The organism is Rhodococcus sp. T2V, from assembly GCF_029269925.1.
GTDB lineage: Bacteria > Actinomycetota > Actinomycetes > Mycobacteriales > Mycobacteriaceae > Rhodococcus_F > Rhodococcus_F koreensis.
This window is the reverse complement of record NZ_JARJBD010000074.1, coordinates 1-14,395: the sequence shown is the minus strand read 5'-3', so window position 1 is coordinate 14,395 and position 14,395 is coordinate 1. Positions and strand designations below refer to the sequence as shown.

General features: G+C 62.0%; 11 protein-coding genes and 2 pseudogenes. 9 read left to right on the top strand and 4 right to left on the bottom strand.

Annotated elements, in window-relative coordinates; all coding sequences use genetic code 11:
- Positions 1-26 precede the first annotated feature (26 nt).
- The 4 genes and pseudogenes from P3H15_RS39470 to P3H15_RS39455 all read left to right on the top strand — a co-directional run.
- Positions 27-194 carry a hypothetical protein gene (locus P3H15_RS39470; RefSeq protein WP_276142235.1) on the top strand — a complete coding sequence of 56 codons (168 nt, stop codon included), beginning with the start codon at positions 27-29 and terminating at the stop codon, positions 192-194.
- A gap of 84 nt (positions 195-278) precedes the next feature.
- The gene (locus P3H15_RS39465) at positions 279-638 is read left to right on the top strand and encodes a hypothetical protein (protein WP_276142234.1); all 360 of its coding nucleotides are present in this window, start codon (positions 279-281) and stop codon (positions 636-638) included.
- Positions 639-804: 166 nt separating this feature from the next.
- Positions 805-1,203: a hypothetical protein gene (locus P3H15_RS39460; RefSeq protein ID WP_276142232.1), complete on the top strand. Its 399-nt coding sequence runs from the start codon at positions 805-807 to the stop codon at positions 1,201-1,203.
- A gap of 87 nt (positions 1,204-1,290) precedes the next feature.
- Positions 1,291-1,708 (top strand): annotated as a pseudogene (locus P3H15_RS39455) (transposase); the annotation flags it as partial.
- A 334-nt stretch (positions 1,709-2,042) separates the two neighbouring features.
- Here the strand turns inward: P3H15_RS39455 and P3H15_RS39450 are convergent.
- The gene (locus tag P3H15_RS39450; protein WP_276142231.1) at positions 2,043-2,324 is read right to left on the bottom strand and encodes a hypothetical protein; all 282 of its coding nucleotides are present in this window, start codon (positions 2,322-2,324) and stop codon (positions 2,043-2,045) included.
- A gap of 676 nt (positions 2,325-3,000) precedes the next feature.
- On the opposite strand from P3H15_RS39450, the gene P3H15_RS39445 reads away from it, so the two are divergent.
- The 3 genes from P3H15_RS39445 to P3H15_RS39435 all read left to right on the top strand — a co-directional run bounded on the left by P3H15_RS39445 (position 3,001) and on the right by P3H15_RS39435 (position 6,548).
- Positions 3,001-3,453 carry a hypothetical protein gene (locus P3H15_RS39445; RefSeq protein ID WP_276142230.1) on the top strand — a complete coding sequence of 151 codons (453 nt, stop codon included), beginning with the start codon at positions 3,001-3,003 and terminating at the stop codon, positions 3,451-3,453.
- 301 nt (positions 3,454-3,754) lie between these two features.
- The gene (locus tag P3H15_RS39440; RefSeq protein ID WP_276142229.1) at positions 3,755-5,071 is read left to right on the top strand and encodes an oxygenase MpaB family protein; all 1,317 of its coding nucleotides are present in this window, start codon (positions 3,755-3,757) and stop codon (positions 5,069-5,071) included.
- A gap of 34 nt (positions 5,072-5,105) precedes the next feature.
- Positions 5,106-6,548, top strand: a complete 1,443-nt coding sequence (locus P3H15_RS39435; RefSeq protein WP_276142228.1) for an aldehyde dehydrogenase — start codon at positions 5,106-5,108, stop codon at positions 6,546-6,548.
- A gap of 289 nt (positions 6,549-6,837) precedes the next feature.
- On the opposite strand, the pseudogene P3H15_RS39430 reads toward P3H15_RS39435, so the two are convergent.
- Positions 6,838-7,145 (bottom strand): annotated as a pseudogene (locus P3H15_RS39430) (transposase); the annotation flags it as partial.
- A 309-nt stretch (positions 7,146-7,454) separates the two neighbouring features.
- Entirely contained in the window at positions 7,455-10,265 is a 2,811-nt protein-coding gene (locus P3H15_RS39425) for an AAA family ATPase (protein WP_276142227.1), read from the bottom strand.
- Between the two features lie 530 nt (positions 10,266-10,795).
- Between P3H15_RS39425 and P3H15_RS39420 the strand changes: the two genes are divergently transcribed.
- Both P3H15_RS39420 and P3H15_RS39415 read left to right on the top strand, forming a co-directional pair.
- Complete coding sequence (locus P3H15_RS39420; protein WP_276142226.1) at positions 10,796-12,343, top strand: long-chain fatty acid--CoA ligase; 1,548 nt, start codon at positions 10,796-10,798, stop codon at positions 12,341-12,343.
- Positions 12,344-12,541: 198 nt separating this feature from the next.
- On the top strand, positions 12,542-13,699 hold the full coding sequence (locus tag P3H15_RS39415) for an acyl-CoA dehydrogenase family protein (RefSeq protein ID WP_276142225.1): 1,158 nt from the start codon (positions 12,542-12,544) through the stop codon (positions 13,697-13,699).
- Between the two features lie 361 nt (positions 13,700-14,060).
- On the opposite strand, the gene P3H15_RS39410 is transcribed toward P3H15_RS39415, so the two are convergent.
- The coding region (locus P3H15_RS39410; protein ID WP_276142224.1) for a hypothetical protein at positions 14,061-14,395 on the bottom strand (335 nt) is incomplete at its 5' end.

The window sequence follows — 14,395 nt, the reverse complement described above, 5'->3', positions numbered from 1 at the left end:
GCTACACCGACAGTCGAAGAGGGAACATGCTCGCCTCGATCCTCCATGCCGTCACCGCCTGCGCTCAGATTCTGCTGCGGCCCTGCCACTTCCCTAGCCAAGTTCTGGCGGGCCTGGGCAGGGTCGCACAAGTGCAAGCGCACACCCGAGAAATCGCGCTCTACGACTACATGATGAACAACCGAGATCAGTGATCGATCGGCGGGCGTTCGCTGGCCGGGAGGCACCTACGATGAGCTTTTCCTCCGGTCCAAACCATTGTGACCACCCCCACCGGGATGGCTTTCAGCGATGAGATGTTCGGCCCGGTGGAACGGATTGCTACGAGTTCGAAATATGCACTATCGCAGAGCATTCTAACGACGAAGTGCTACCCGCCTTTGGGCAAGGAAGCCGTATTTGCATGCGTAACGATTTTGCTACCCAGCCTGTCGGGGCTACGTAGGACACTCCTACCGTCGGCGTCTGGCGGCAATCCCAACTTTAGCGTTCGTGGCGTCTATGAAGAGGAGGAGCACGTGCGCACACCCGCGGGTTGGCGCATCTCGACGTTGAAGCTGAATCCTATGTGGAGCGACGACAACACCGGAGTCTGCACGGCGGGCAGCGCGGCTTTAGCGGCGGCGTTCGCGGGATGACCGTTGGTGGTGTTGTGCCCTGTGGAACTATTTCACACTAACCCGGCGCGTCCTGCACGGCGGATTGTTGTGCAGGTCAGAATGAGTTAGCGACGCGTGCAAGGCCCATCGAGTTTCGTGTGCGGAGCCTGAGCATCGCTCAGGCCCTACGAGAAGGAAGGTTTGCATGTCCGCATCAATCCATAAGACGGAACTAGCGTACCGAGTCGTCGACGCTGTAGTGCGAGGCGATTTCGGCACGTTTATGTCCCTGTTCAGCGTAAATGGTCGTGTCTGGCGCAACTTCGACAATCGCGAGATCTCGCTCAAAGACAACCTTCCCATCCTCAAGCGCATTTCCGCGAACTGCCGTCTGCTGTACGAGGAAGTTCGAATCTTCGAGACAAAGAGTGGATGGATCCAGCTACATGATCTTCGGGCAATTTACGCCGATGGCAGCGAGTGCCGGGTACCGTCTTGCCAGGTGTTTAGGCTCGGCGCCGACGGCAAGATTGCACGATTAGAAGAGTATCTCGACGGCGCTCAGCTGATGGCCTTAGGAACTACCCCCGCCGGCGTTGCCTGAGCGCGAGACGGAAGTACCACGTTTCCTGCAGTCGGTCGGCAAGAAGCGTTCGGCACAGGCGCCCAGGAGTCGTTGGGGGAGGCAGACCCGGACGCCAACACTTGCCTCTCCCTGCCAGGACTTGGTGTCATCCTCGGCGCCCGGGTGTTCGGTGAGTTCTTCGGACGCCCCCGACCGCTATACCACCGTCGAGTCTCGCAGAAACTCCGCCGGCACCTCGCCAGTGCCCGTTGTCTCCGGCGAGAAGCGGGCCGTGCTCGCCCGCCACGTCCGCAATTGACGCCTCTGCGATCCCATCGACCGATGGGCCTTCTGCGCACTATCGTCCAGTCCCGGCGCCCGGGAGTTCTACGACCAGCGGCGCGCCGCCGGCGACCTGCACCACCAAGCACTACGCAGCCTCGGTAACCGACTCGTCGGCATCCTGCACGGCTGCCTCCGACACCGCACCCATTACGACGAACACATCGCCTGGGACCACCGCCGCACCACCCACGCCACTTGATGCCATGTAGAAGCGGGTGGGGTTCCCCGAATAGTGGACACCGAGATAGCGGGACCGATGGTCATCACGGGCGAGGCAATGTCCGGCCCGAATCGATCACTCGATGGGCCGCCTGGACCTTGTACTCGGTCGTACTGTGGGGGATCGCGATGGTGCCGGCGTCTACGACCGCGGCTTGGGTACGAGAAATTCGAAAGCGCTGCACAACTTGGGTCGTCGCGTCTGCGGATACCGAAGGCGAGCTTCGCGGCAGTGCGAGCCGGGGAGGGTAGCGGTCACAGATCGCGCGGATCAATGCATATATCGACCGGAAGGCCGCGGCCACGCCTTCGGCTCACAGTTGCGCCAGCATGGGGAACAGGGCGATCGCGGAGACGGTAATCCCCGCGGCGCCGGCAACGACGCCCAGAAGTGCCCGCAACGATGGCGCCTCGTCGTCCGCTACCGCGGACCGCGACGTGGCGACAGCGCCGCAGACAGCCGCGGCCACTGCAAGTACGAAGCCCAGCCCAATCACCCAAAATGACGCAATGGACAGCGCGCCCAGAGAGATCGACACGGCAGGCAAACGCAAACCATTTTTTGCGATCTCGTTGCTGTCGACAGAAGAACGCACGCCACGGTCGTCACGCGAGCTGCGGGGGCCAGGGCGGTCATGATCCTCCTTGGTGCGGTTGACGAGTCGGGATGACTTGCACATATCCGCGTCACCGATCGAAGAGTCTTCGGAGACTGGTCCGCTGACAGTTTGAGCGACGGTATCGGGGACGGCTCAGTGGTGATAGGCGCGACCTGGTCGAGAGGATCGTTAGCGTGTCACGCGGATCCATCCAAGAATTTAGCAGTCAAGAGGGAGGAGTGCTAGCTGTTTTGCCGTCGATGCCGCTCGGCGCGACGAGAGTTGGACGAGTCGTGGCAGATGGTCGAACCCGCGCTGGACCGCGGGACGGCGAAGCACTCCGGAACTCTGTGGCGAGGTCCCAGAATCTCAGCACCGTCTCGCGTGCTGGAAAATTCGTTGCGGAGGTCGAAACGCACGTCGGGGGCGCGGGGCGAGGTCAGCGAGCAAGCCCCTCCGCGCCAGCCACCCGATGTCTGCGGTTCAAGCATTCATCGAGAGTCGGTCGCTATCGCGTCGCTTCTACCGAACAAGTAGTAAATCGGCGCAAGTCGGGTAGCAGCTACGCGAGACGAAATATCAGTCTTGTCGTCTGCTGGGGAGAACCCTGTGGGCGCGCCACGGCGGCCAAGCCGCACCGCATAACCCACGTCAGCCGACGATTAGGATACCGATGACTACGGACGATGCCACCTCATTAAGGCCCGCCACGGAGGCACTGAACCGCCCACTTCTGTGGGCCGCGTTTGGCTACGCAATCTGCATGGTCATACACGGCAGTGATCACGCATTCCGCGGGCTGACCGGCGATGACCACCATGCTGTGTGGCCTGGCAGCGTCCAGATCGTCATGGCGGTACTAACTGTGGCGATTTCGGCGCTCGCGGTAGCGTCAGTGTTGTGGCGCTACCGATACGCATCGGTCGCCGCTATGGTGATCGGTTTCGGTAGTGCGTCCGTCTTCCTTCTCATCCACGTGTCACCAGAATGGGGCGGATTCAACGATTCTTTCGTGTCCGCTCAGAGCGGTGCGCAGGTGACCGCGTACTCCTGGGTCACCGCGTCGATCGGGATCGCTGGGGCGGTGGCATTCGGCCTGGCCGGGGCTTTCTCGCGCCGCAAGTAGAGATTCTTCTTCTTCGCGGTGGAGAATGAAACTCGGTTCACTGATGCGTGGAGGCTTGGGCGCGCGCACCAAGACTTGCTGCCAGGCCGTGAGGCTGCGCGGCCTAGTACGCCCGCTGATTGACTCCGGTGGACTCTCGTCGACTCGGCTCGGATCGCGATAACCACATGCGTCGCGTGTAGAGGGACCGGAGAAAAGTGCGTAGTGGCTACCCGAGACGACGGTGCCGTCTCGATGTGTACTGGGTCACAGATCAAACAGGCGACGACGAAATCGCCCGGTAAACAACTGGAGGAAGCTGATGAACTCTGCAGCAGATGTCCGCACCGACGGCTTGCCTCGGCCGGCCGATGCTCCGGCCGATCTGGTCGCAGCTGAGGCACTCGGGCGTGTAGTCAACCTGAGTAGCGTCAAGCGGCGGTTCGATCCGCAACTGGTGCAGACGGTGGTGGACCACATGACTTTGGGCGATGAGTTGGCGTACTCGGCATGGAAAGCCCTGCGGCCCGTGAAAGCACGTGGTCGCCAGATGCTCAACCAGGCACTCGAAGAAGGAATTGACGCCGTCGAGAACCCGCCAGTCGAGCTTGTGCGACTCTTCGAGCACGTCGACACCGTGCCTGACTGGGTCGATTGGGATCAGCTACGACGTGGTTCTGTCGCGATCTGGCGCGTCGGCCGCTTTGTCCCGATCTGCCTGGGATACTCGTCAATCGGTTTCGGATTCAGCAGTTATGGGGGAACGAAAGCGCTGAACTTCACGCGCCTGCTGATCGACGAGGACCGGGCCGGTGCACGGATGGCCGAGACATTGCGGTGGGTCGCCGCGGTGACCAGCCCGGACGGGATGCGACGTAACGGCCACGGATTCAAATACTCGGTCCGCGTGCGCCTCGTGCACTGTGCTGTTCGTTTTGGCGTTGGGCACTCGCCGAAGTGGCAGTGGAACGAGTGGGGCCTTCCCATCACCAACACGGATCTCTTCTTCACCACCAGTAAAGTGTTCTGCGCGAACTTGGTGAGCGCACTCGAGCTTCTCGGCTTCCGCTACAGCGATCAGGAGAAGGAAGACATTTTTGCTCTGTGGCGCTACATCGCGTACGTGATGGGCGTTCCGGATGAGCTTAACCACGTGGATGTCGCCGACTCGCTATACAAGAACGAGATCGTTCTTGCCGTCGAACGTGAGCCCGACGAAGCATGCAGGATTCTGCTGCATTCACTCATCGGTTACTCCACGCAATCCACAGATGGTTATCAACCAATCCCTGTTTGGCTCATGGGAAATATGACTCAGCGACAGAAGATCGTGATGAGTTATGGACTTCTGCGCCAACTCACCAGCGATGAATTCTGCGAAAGTATGCACATCCCTGACACACGGTTCAAGTATGTCGTCAAAGCCGCGTCTCGGCTGATCGCTCTCAAGGAGATGGTTGCGCGCCGGCTTCCCCATGATGACACCCGAGCAGCGCTCGCCACGCTGCGAGATGTAAAAGCTGCGTTGGCAATCGATGATGACGAAAAGGCGATCGCCTCGGCCGATGAAGTGGGTCGAGCTATCCAAAAGAACGAGGCGGATCTGGACACGACGATGCGTCGCCCCGTGAAGCTCTGACGATACCCCCCGACTGAAGGCGAAAAGGACCCCAATGAAGTACACATACGAACAGCTTTACATTGACGGCGAGTGGCGTAAGTCCGCGAGCGGCAATTCGATGACAGTCGTATCACCGATCCACGAGACACCCATCGGGGTGGCGACGCTCGCCGCGCCCTCCGACGTGGACGATGCCGTCTCGGCCGCGAAGAGGGCACTGCGTTCGCCGAAGTGGGCTGCACTGTCAATCGATGAGCGCGCCGATCTGCTTGACCGCTTCGCCGACGAGCTCGAGAGGAACTCTGCCGAGCGCGCCGTGTTGACCACGGTCCAAAATGGCATGCCGATCGGCATCGCGAACTGGGCCGAGGGTGAAGGTGTGGTCAACCTTCTGAGGTATTACACCTCCCTCATCCGCACCCTGCCCGCGGAGGAAACACGACCTCGAGTTGACGGTATGGGCACCACCATCGTCCGGCGCGAGCCGGTCGGTGTTGTCGCCGCGGTCGTCCCGTGGAACTTCCCGCAGATACTGACCATGTTCAAGGTCGCCCCAGCGCTGGCTGCAGGGTGCACCGTGGTACTCAAACCGTCCCCGGAGACGACTCTTGACTCGTTCGAGCTTGCCGCGGCCGCCGACCGCGCAGGGTTGCCCCCCGGCGTGCTCAACATAGTTACCGGAGGACCGGACATCGGCGAATACTTCGTCGCACATCCCGGCGTCGATAAGGTGTGCTTCACCGGATCCACACCGACTGGGCGGAAGATCAGCGAAATCTGCGGAAGACTCCTGCGTCCGGTGACACTCGAACTCGGAGGCAAGTCCGCGGCCATCGTGCTCGATGATGCCGACATCGCCTCAGTGGCGCAGGGGCTGGCCACGAGTTCGTTGCTGAACAATGGCCAGACGTGTTTCCTTTCGACCCGAATCCTCGCACCAGAGACGCGTCACGACGAGGTTGTCGAAGCAGTGGCCGCACTGGCCTCCGGGCTCACAGTCGGTGACCCGCTCGACGCCGACACGCAGGTGGGCCCCCTGGTGAGCAAGCGGCAGCGCGAACGCGTCGAGTCGTACATTCAGCTCGGCAAGGACAGCGGTGCGACACTCGCCGCGGGCGGTGGACGGCCCGACCAGGATAAAGGCTGGTTCGTTCAGCCAACCGTGTTCGGCGGCGTCAGCAACGACGCGCGCATCGCCCGCGAGGAGGTCTTCGGACCGGTCCTGACTGTGATCCCGTATCGCGATGTGGAAGAGGCCGTGTCGATTGCGAACGACTCCGACTTCGGACTGGGCGGTACGATCTGGACCTCCGACGTACGGAAGGGATTGGACATCGCTCGGCGTGTGGAGACGGGTACGGTCGGAGTCAACTTTTTCAACCTCGACTACGGCGCGCCCTTCGGAGGCATCAAGTCGAGCGGTATGGGACGTGAGCTAGGTCCGGAGGGACTGTCCGCCTTCTTCCAACTGAAGTCCATCTTTCTCGCAGAGTAGTTGACGGAGAGGCCGCGAACGTGGCGCCACGCGCGTGCAACTCGCGGCCTCTTCGACCAGCTCGACCTCGACGCTGTCGCCGACTTCGGGCCGTCACCGCATCTGCTTCCTCTGTGGCGGCGCAATCCTCTACAGTCTCCGCTCACGCCGACACCCGCCGCGTCTGACGATTTGTAAACGACAGGGCAAGAATAACTTCGGAGTTTCGGGGTTGTCAGATCCAGGGATTCTATCTGGAAAAAACGGCAGGCCGGTGAGAGCGTCGACCAGGCTCGGCCCGGTCAGCGGGCCCCCTTTTCGCCCGCACGCTCGCCGCGTCCAGGATGGCTGCCGTCCAGTCCAGTTCACCGGCGCCACCGAGCAAGTCGCGCACCTCGCGGTGCAGCCTCTCGAACACCCTGACCGCCGCCCATGCGGCGAACTGGCGGTGCGCGGTCGGCACGGTCACCCTGAACGGGGCGGCAAAGGCGGCCATGCACATCCATTGGTGAGTACGTACACGATCGCGGCGGACACCGTTCGGTCCTCCACCGGTGCGCTGACCGCGCCCTGCGACCGCGGCGAATGGCGGGATCACGGTTCGGCGATCTCCCCAATGCCTCCGGCGCCAACCACAGTGACAACTCATCTACCACGCGTCACAATGTGTCCCACACGCCACTTCATGCACACGAGACATGCTCTTGAACGCTCAACGAATGCTGGCATGCGGGCTCCTGCGGCTGATCATCGACGGCGACGCCCTGCGGACCGGTGAGAGTTGGTTCGATATCGGTTGTGTAGGCGCAGCACCGGTCTCCGATTGGAGGCGCATTCTGGGCTGAGCAGCGATCAGAAGCGTTGGGAAACAACGGTGGTGCACACCGACGGCGGTGCCGTAACGCGGCGTGTCCGGTATACAACTCGTTACTCGACCCATCTCTCATCAGCGACGCGTATCGCCTCGAGTGCTTCTGCCATCTCGGCGCGACTGCCCACACCCAGCCGGGTATAGGCCCGCTGGAGTCGCCCCTCGACGGTGCGCACCGAAAGACAAAGCTCGTTCGCAATTTCCTTGTTGGAATGTCCAGCGGCGGCAAGGATGGCTGCGTCGCGTTCGGCGCGACTGAGTATGGCGCGCGCCTCCACACTTTGCAGTGCCGGTGTCCGGGCACCTTCGCAGAGGTCCGCCAACAGACGGGCATGCTGCTCGGCGGCCTTGGCGCGGCGGGGCTCACCTGCCCGACGCCATGCGACGGCAGCGTCGGCAGCAGCTTCCGCTGCGAGCAAATTGGCGGACATCGCTTCGAAGCGGGAAGCAACCGTGCTGAGTTCATTCGCATTGCCGCGTACCAATGCTCGTACGTGAGCGAGTCTGGCGTGAATCAAATCGCCTTCAATACGGTCCGCCTCCCGTGCCAGTGCTGTCTGAACTTCGCGTGCGTGACCCAGACGTGCCAGGCCATGAAGGGCGGCGGCGCGTCCGACGAAGTCGCCGATCTCCTCGCCGACTGACGCAGCTTCCTCGAGGAGGTGCCGGCCCTTGGGGAGGTCCCCGCTTGCCACGGCGGTCCACGCACGAGCCTGTATCGGGTCGACACCCATGAAATAGTCGGACGTGTCGAGTTCGTCGAGGGTCCGAAGTGTGTCCGCTGCTTCGTCTGTGTGACCGCCGAACGCAAGAGCCATTGCCAGATATGGCAGCACGAAAGCCATGAACTGCGGCCGTCCGAGATCGCGGAACAGGGCGACCGCTTCGCGTCCATGGCGGGCACATGTTTCCACGGTTCCCCGCTCAGCTACGACACTCGTGTAATACCACGCGAACCATGCCTGCGCTTCCGTGGAGTGTTCAGCGAGAGCCTTCTCATACTGCTCCGTGGCCAAAACGCGCGCCTCCTGAAGGCGACCGCTCCACGAAAGCACCTGGCATCGGAAAAACAAGTGGGTCCACGGGTACCAGTCCAACGGCTCGTCAACCGTCAAGTGGGCTTCGTAGCCGCGCGCGGCGGCGTCGAGGCCAGCCTCGATGCGGCCAAGCCGTCCCATCGTGAATGAGGCGACCTGGGCGGCCCACACGAGCGTCTTACCCTCGGCGCGCCGCAGCAGAGGAGTCGCCACCTCCGCCCCAGCTGAGAGGCCTTCGACAGCGAAAACCATGGCCGAACGCCGCGCCTGAATCTGATCTCGCCATGCAGGATCTTGCAGAGCGGCTTCTGCCTCCTCGGCCAGCCGTACGCTTTCGCGAGGGCGACCCAGGTAGAACGCGAGATTGTCGATCCGGCTGATTGCGACCGAGCCCCGCTGGGTGTCATCCTCGGCTTGGCCAGCCAGTATGGCCAGTTCCCGTTCAGCTTCCTCCCCCCGGCCCTGAAGGCTTGCCAGCTGAGCGACCAACAACTTCGCGTCGAATCCCGCTCCATTGGCTGCGGCGACCCGCGCCAGTCGCTCGGCAAGGGCGAAGTCGTAACGCCACCGGGCAGTAGTGGCCGCGGCCATCATCTGCTCTGGCCGGCCTCCTCCGGCGTCTAGGCGCCAATGCGCGACACGCAACAAATCCTCGTCGCTTCGTACACCATCCTTTTCCACGACGTCCGCAAGTGACCGGGCGAGAACCCTACGCCGTAGCCCCGGCATCTGCTTGCGCACTACCTCGCCGTAGAGCGGGTGAGCGAACCCTATGGTGAAGCGGGGTCCGCTGGTCTGGCTCACCAGTATCTGTTTACGTTCCAGCCTTTCGGCGATCAACGGCTCACCCAACTCGGCCAACTCGGCCGCACCGAGCGGCTCGCCGACTGCCACTAGCTCCAGGAGCGCCATCTCGTCCGCGGTCAGGCCCGCCAGGCGGGTCCCGATCAGCTCCGAAAGGCGGTCCGAAGGGACCAAAGCGCCCATGAGCCGCCAGATGCCCCCGTCGTTACACAAGGTTCCGCTGTCGAGTGCTCCGAGGACGAGTTCGCGGAGAAATAGCACATTTCCTTGCGATCGCTCGACCAGTTCGGCGACGACGCTGGGATCCGCCGGCCCTGACAAGACTGCGGAAAGTAGCTCGCCGACGGCGTGGGGGTTCAACCCACCGAAATCCCAGCGGTCGGCCAGATTGTCTTTCCACAGGGCGACCACCGGGGCTGGAGCACGAGCTCCGGTTCGAAGGGTCGCCACTACCGACGCCACTCCTGTGGAGGCCAACTGGTGCACTAGCGTTGCCGAAAGGTCGTCGAGCAGGTGAGCGTCATCGACGAAGAACACGAGTCGCCGGGGAGCACCCCGCTTCAGCAGCGATGCAGCGGTCCGCCGCAACAGGTCTGCCTTGGCGTCGACACGCCCCGAACCTTCCGGTTCGAAATCGGGCAGAAGCGGCGCCAAGGCGCCGAAGGGAAGATTTGCCGATGCGCTCGTGGCAGTCACCTGGAGGACCGCCAACCCTGACCGTTCGCACAACTCGGCGCACTCGATGGCGAGTCGCGTCTTACCGACCCCCGCGGGGCCGGCCAAAACCACAGAACCACGCTTTTCGATCACCAACGTCGCGAATTTTCGCAACTCGGCTTCCCGCCCCACGAGAGGCCAATACGCAACCACAAGGAAAGGGTGGATGGTTTGCGTCGCAGTGTCAATCAGGTAGTCCCACCGATCAGCAGAGTAGTCACTACGCGAAGTCGGTAACGGCTCTGATGACGACCACGAGTTCGGATGCTGGCGTACAGCATCAGCTGCACCACGCACAATGATCCGCATGTAACAGAATTGTGTGTGGTCGGGTCCGAGAACCAGCAGTGGACGCTGCCGCGGAAGTGGACGGACCGCCCGCTCCTCGCTCCTCAACGCCGGGAATCGAGGACGGGCCCGGCTTCACGATGGAGCTACGTCGACGCGCCGTAAACCGCGCCATCTCGCAGCGCGTCCAGGAGGATAGCGGCACACCGAAATGAGCCCGGCGCAATTCAGCACGTACCCCCCAGTGGGCACCGTGGTGCTCGGTGCGGACGCCGCGGAACTTGTAGCCCGTAGGTGCTGCGGTCCAGCGAGCCCACGGTCCCGCGATCGCCGACGACTGGCCGCTGACAAACCGAGACCCCGGTCAATGGCGGGGGGCCCGCGCCGCTTCAACGTCCGCGAACCCGCGTCATGCCTGATCGAAGCCACACACACCTCATCGTGGGTACTCGAGAAATGCACATTGCGTAGTAACTACGCGAGACGCGGACCACGTACTGACGACATGGTGGTGGTCGACCTATTTACTTGCAGAGACGGACGAGAATCTCATGGGTGTGACGCAAGGCCTGCACCGCGTTGTGCAGCAGACACCGGAACTCCCGGCAACCATCTTCCAGGGACGAGTGCGCACTTGGGCGGAGAGCGCTGACCGAGTGGCGCGACTCGCCGGGGCGCTTCGCGCGATCGGCGTACAACCTGGGGACCGGGTGGCGATGTTGGCATTGAACTCAGACCGCTACCACGAATACCTGTTCGCGGTCCCCTGGGCCGGTGCCGTGCTCAATCCGGTGAACACGCGATGGAGCCCGGCCGAAATCACCTACTCTTTGAACGACTCCGAGTCACGCATCCTGATCGTGGACGACACGTTCTCTGAGCTTGGCACGACTCTGAACACGGACTGTCCTGATCTGATTGCAGTGATTCATTGTGGGGATTCGCCGTGCCCACAGGGCATGTTCGACTACGAGGAACTGATCGCCAGCCACGATCCGGTTGACGACGCCTACCTCCGCGGGAGCGACCTGGCCGGGATCTTCTACACAGGCGGCACCACCGGGTCACCCAAGGGTGTAATGCTCAGCCATGCCGGCCTGCTGACCTCAGCACTTGGTTTCACTGCTCACGGGAACACGATCACACCCTCAGGGACGTCGTTGCACGCGGCACCGATGTTCCACCTCGCCGACATCGGCGCCTGGATGTCACGCAATTGTTCCGGCGGAACGCACGCGATCGTACCGATGTTTGAGCCAACCGCAGTGGCCGACGCCATCGTCAGATACAAGGTCACCGATGTGTTGCTTGTGCCGACCATGATCCAGATGCTGGTGGACAGCGCAGCGACCCGAGACTGGGATTTTTCCAGTATCCAGCATCTGGTATATGGTGCCTCTCCCATCTCGGAGACACTCCTCGATCGCATCGCCAAAGCGATGCCTACGGCGAAACTGGTACAGGCGTACGGGATGACCGAGCTGTCTCCCGTGGCCACAGTGCTCGATTCCGAGAGCCACCGCAACGCGAGTCTTCGGCGCTCCGCGGGCAGGGCCGCTCCGCATGCCCAGGTCCGAATTGTGGACGAGAACGGCCATGAAGTTCGGCGCGGCACGATCGGCGAAGTCGTCGTCCGTGGTGACCACGTCATGCTGGGGTACTGGAATCGCCCTCAGGAAACCGAACGGGCATTGGTCGGGGGCTGGATGCACACGGGCGACGGTGCATACATGGACGAATGCGGCTACGTGTTCGTGGTAGACCGACTCAAGGACATGATCGTCTCCGGCGGGGAGAACGTGTACTCCGCAGAGGTGGAGAACGCACTCGCCAAGCACCCTGCCGTCGCCGCCTGCGCCGTGATCGGGGTGCCGGATCAGGAATGGGGAGAGCGGGTCCACGCCCTCGTTGTGCCGGCGGACGGCGCCGATGTCACTGCCGAAGAACTACGAGAGCACTGCAAGGCCGTCATCGCAGGCTATAAGGCTCCGCGGAGTCTCGAGTTCGTCGACCACCTGCCCATCTCCGGGGCGGGAAAAATCCTCAAGCACGATCTGCGTGCTCGGTACTGGCCTGCCGGAGACCGGGCGGTGCACTGAGCGACCTCTGCTCGAGCACCGCAGACCAGAGTCCTCGTTCACACGTGGGACCGACCAACGGTCCCATTGCCCTGACCAAGGGCGCTCAACGCCGAAACTCGCCACAAAAATCGACACCGATGTCGAGGATGAGAAACAGAAATTACTGGACCGGGCGCTGTCGCCACCGCCATCCGACTTCCCTTCTGGAGAGAAACAGTGCAGCGAAACTTCTTCGAAGCTGACCATCATGCGTACCGGGAGACGGTGCGCGAGTTTCTAGCCCGCGAAGTCGAACCGAACTACGAACGCTGGGAATCTGAGCGGCTTGTCGACCGTTCCGCATGGATCGCCGCCGGAAAGTCCGGCATCCTCGGGTTGGCCGTACCCGAGGAGTACGGGGGCTCAGGTGTGACTGACTACCGATTCCGAACTGTCGTCGTGGAACAGGTAGCCCACACCGCAACGACATCGTTCGGAAGCGGGATCAGCACCCAGGACGACATTGTCATCCCCTACATCGCACACCTGGGCACCGAGGAACAGAAGCAACGCTGGCTACCCGGCATGGCTGCCGGGGAGCTCATCGGCGCAATCGCGATGACCGAACCCGGAACCGGATCGGACCTACAAGGAATCAAGGCCACCGCTGTTCGCGACGGCGACGAATGGATGCTCAACGGACAGAAGACATTCATCACCAACGGAATCCACAGTGACCTCGTAATCGTCGTCGCCCGCACCGATCCCAACGCCGGCGCCAAAGGGCTGTCACTGTTCGTCGTTGAACGCGACATGCCAGGCTTCAGTCGCGGCCGCAAACTTCACAAGGTCGGCTTGGCAGGCCAGGACACTGCCGAACTGATCTTCGACAACGTCCGAGTGCCCCCGGCTAACCTGCTCGGCGACGAAGGGCGGGGGTTCATCCACTTGATGGACAACCTGCCCCTCGAACGACTGTCTATTGCAGTCAGCGCCGTCGCTGCGGCCCACGCCGCCTTCGCATGGACCAAAGGCTATGTGTTCGAACGCAAGGCGTTCGGCAAGCCGATCGGCGACTTGCAGAACACCCGATTCGCCCTGGCCGAGATGTTAACGGAGATAGAGGTTACCCAGTCCCATATCGACCGATGTGTGGCCGCGCTCAACGCCGGGGAACTCACCGCCGTCGACGCAGCCAAGGCGAAGTGGTGGGCCAGCGAATTGCAAAAACGCGTCGTCGACCGGTGTGTGCAGTTGCACGGCGGCTACGGCTTCATGATGGAATACCCCATTGGACGCTCGTATGTCGACTCACGGATCGTCACCATCTACGGCGGAACCACCGAGATCATGAAAGAGATAATCGGTCGTGACATCGCCGCCGGGAGTTCTTGAAAGGGTGAAATGCTCTGTCCGGCCAGGCGGCGACAGCCGGATAGCAATTGAAGAGGCGAGCTTTCTCGAGCGTGTTACCAGAATCGCGCCAATATTCTCGCTTGACGCACCCTGGGCGTTTTCGTAGGAGAAAGCTAAAGCGTCTGCACCTCTGTGTATCTGAGCATCTGGCGGGATGCGCCGTGTCGACGCATCTCCAATGCGAGAGCAACGGTATAGCGAGATCCGACCGACTATCGGCCTCGCTGGATCGTGCATGCTCGGCGAGAGAACTGCTAATAGCCGAGGGCCGCAACGAATTTCCGTCCCGGTGGTTCAGTGAGCGTTGTACGCCACACTCGAAGCAAGATTGTGCCTTGCATCACCAGCCGTGATGGAATAGCTTTATTTCAAAGCGATTTTGCGCATGTGTCGCCAGATTCACGAAGATAATGACAGATTCGCGACCGTAGTCATCCGCGGTGCGCCATCTGTCGACATTGATCTCCTGTTCTTTCCAGGGGCCGGGTTCGGCGGGGCGACCGTATAAGTCAGGGTTGTCACCACGATCGCGATACTCGAACAGAATAGCGCGGCTACGCGGTGTCGGCAGATCCTGGCCGGCCGCCGGTGGTCCCCTGCAGAACAAAAGGAACATTTCAGGCCCTACTGACTCATTCGTGGGTGATTCCTGCCGGGTAGTTGTGGTGGGTGGCC

What these genes read in the sequence shown, in the direction of transcription:
- P3H15_RS39435 (WP_276142228.1), top strand. Translation starts at nt 5,106, where the DNA reads ATGAAGTACACATACGAACAGCTTTACATTGACGGCGAGTGGCGTAAG.
- P3H15_RS39460 (WP_276142232.1), top strand. Translation starts at nt 805, where the DNA reads ATGTCCGCATCAATCCATAAGACGGAACTAGCGTACCGAGTCGTCGAC.
- P3H15_RS39425 (WP_276142227.1), bottom strand. Translation starts at nt 10,265, where the DNA reads ATGCGGATCATTGTGCGTGGTGCAGCTGATGCTGTACGCCAGCATCCG.
- P3H15_RS39440 (WP_276142229.1), top strand. Translation starts at nt 3,755, where the DNA reads ATGAACTCTGCAGCAGATGTCCGCACCGACGGCTTGCCTCGGCCGGCC.
- P3H15_RS39470 (WP_276142235.1), top strand. Translation starts at nt 27, where the DNA reads ATGCTCGCCTCGATCCTCCATGCCGTCACCGCCTGCGCTCAGATTCTG.
- P3H15_RS39445 (WP_276142230.1), top strand. Translation starts at nt 3,001, where the DNA reads ATGACTACGGACGATGCCACCTCATTAAGGCCCGCCACGGAGGCACTG.
- P3H15_RS39465 (WP_276142234.1), top strand. Translation starts at nt 279, where the DNA reads ATGGCTTTCAGCGATGAGATGTTCGGCCCGGTGGAACGGATTGCTACG.
- P3H15_RS39420 (WP_276142226.1), top strand. Translation starts at nt 10,796, where the DNA reads ATGGGTGTGACGCAAGGCCTGCACCGCGTTGTGCAGCAGACACCGGAA.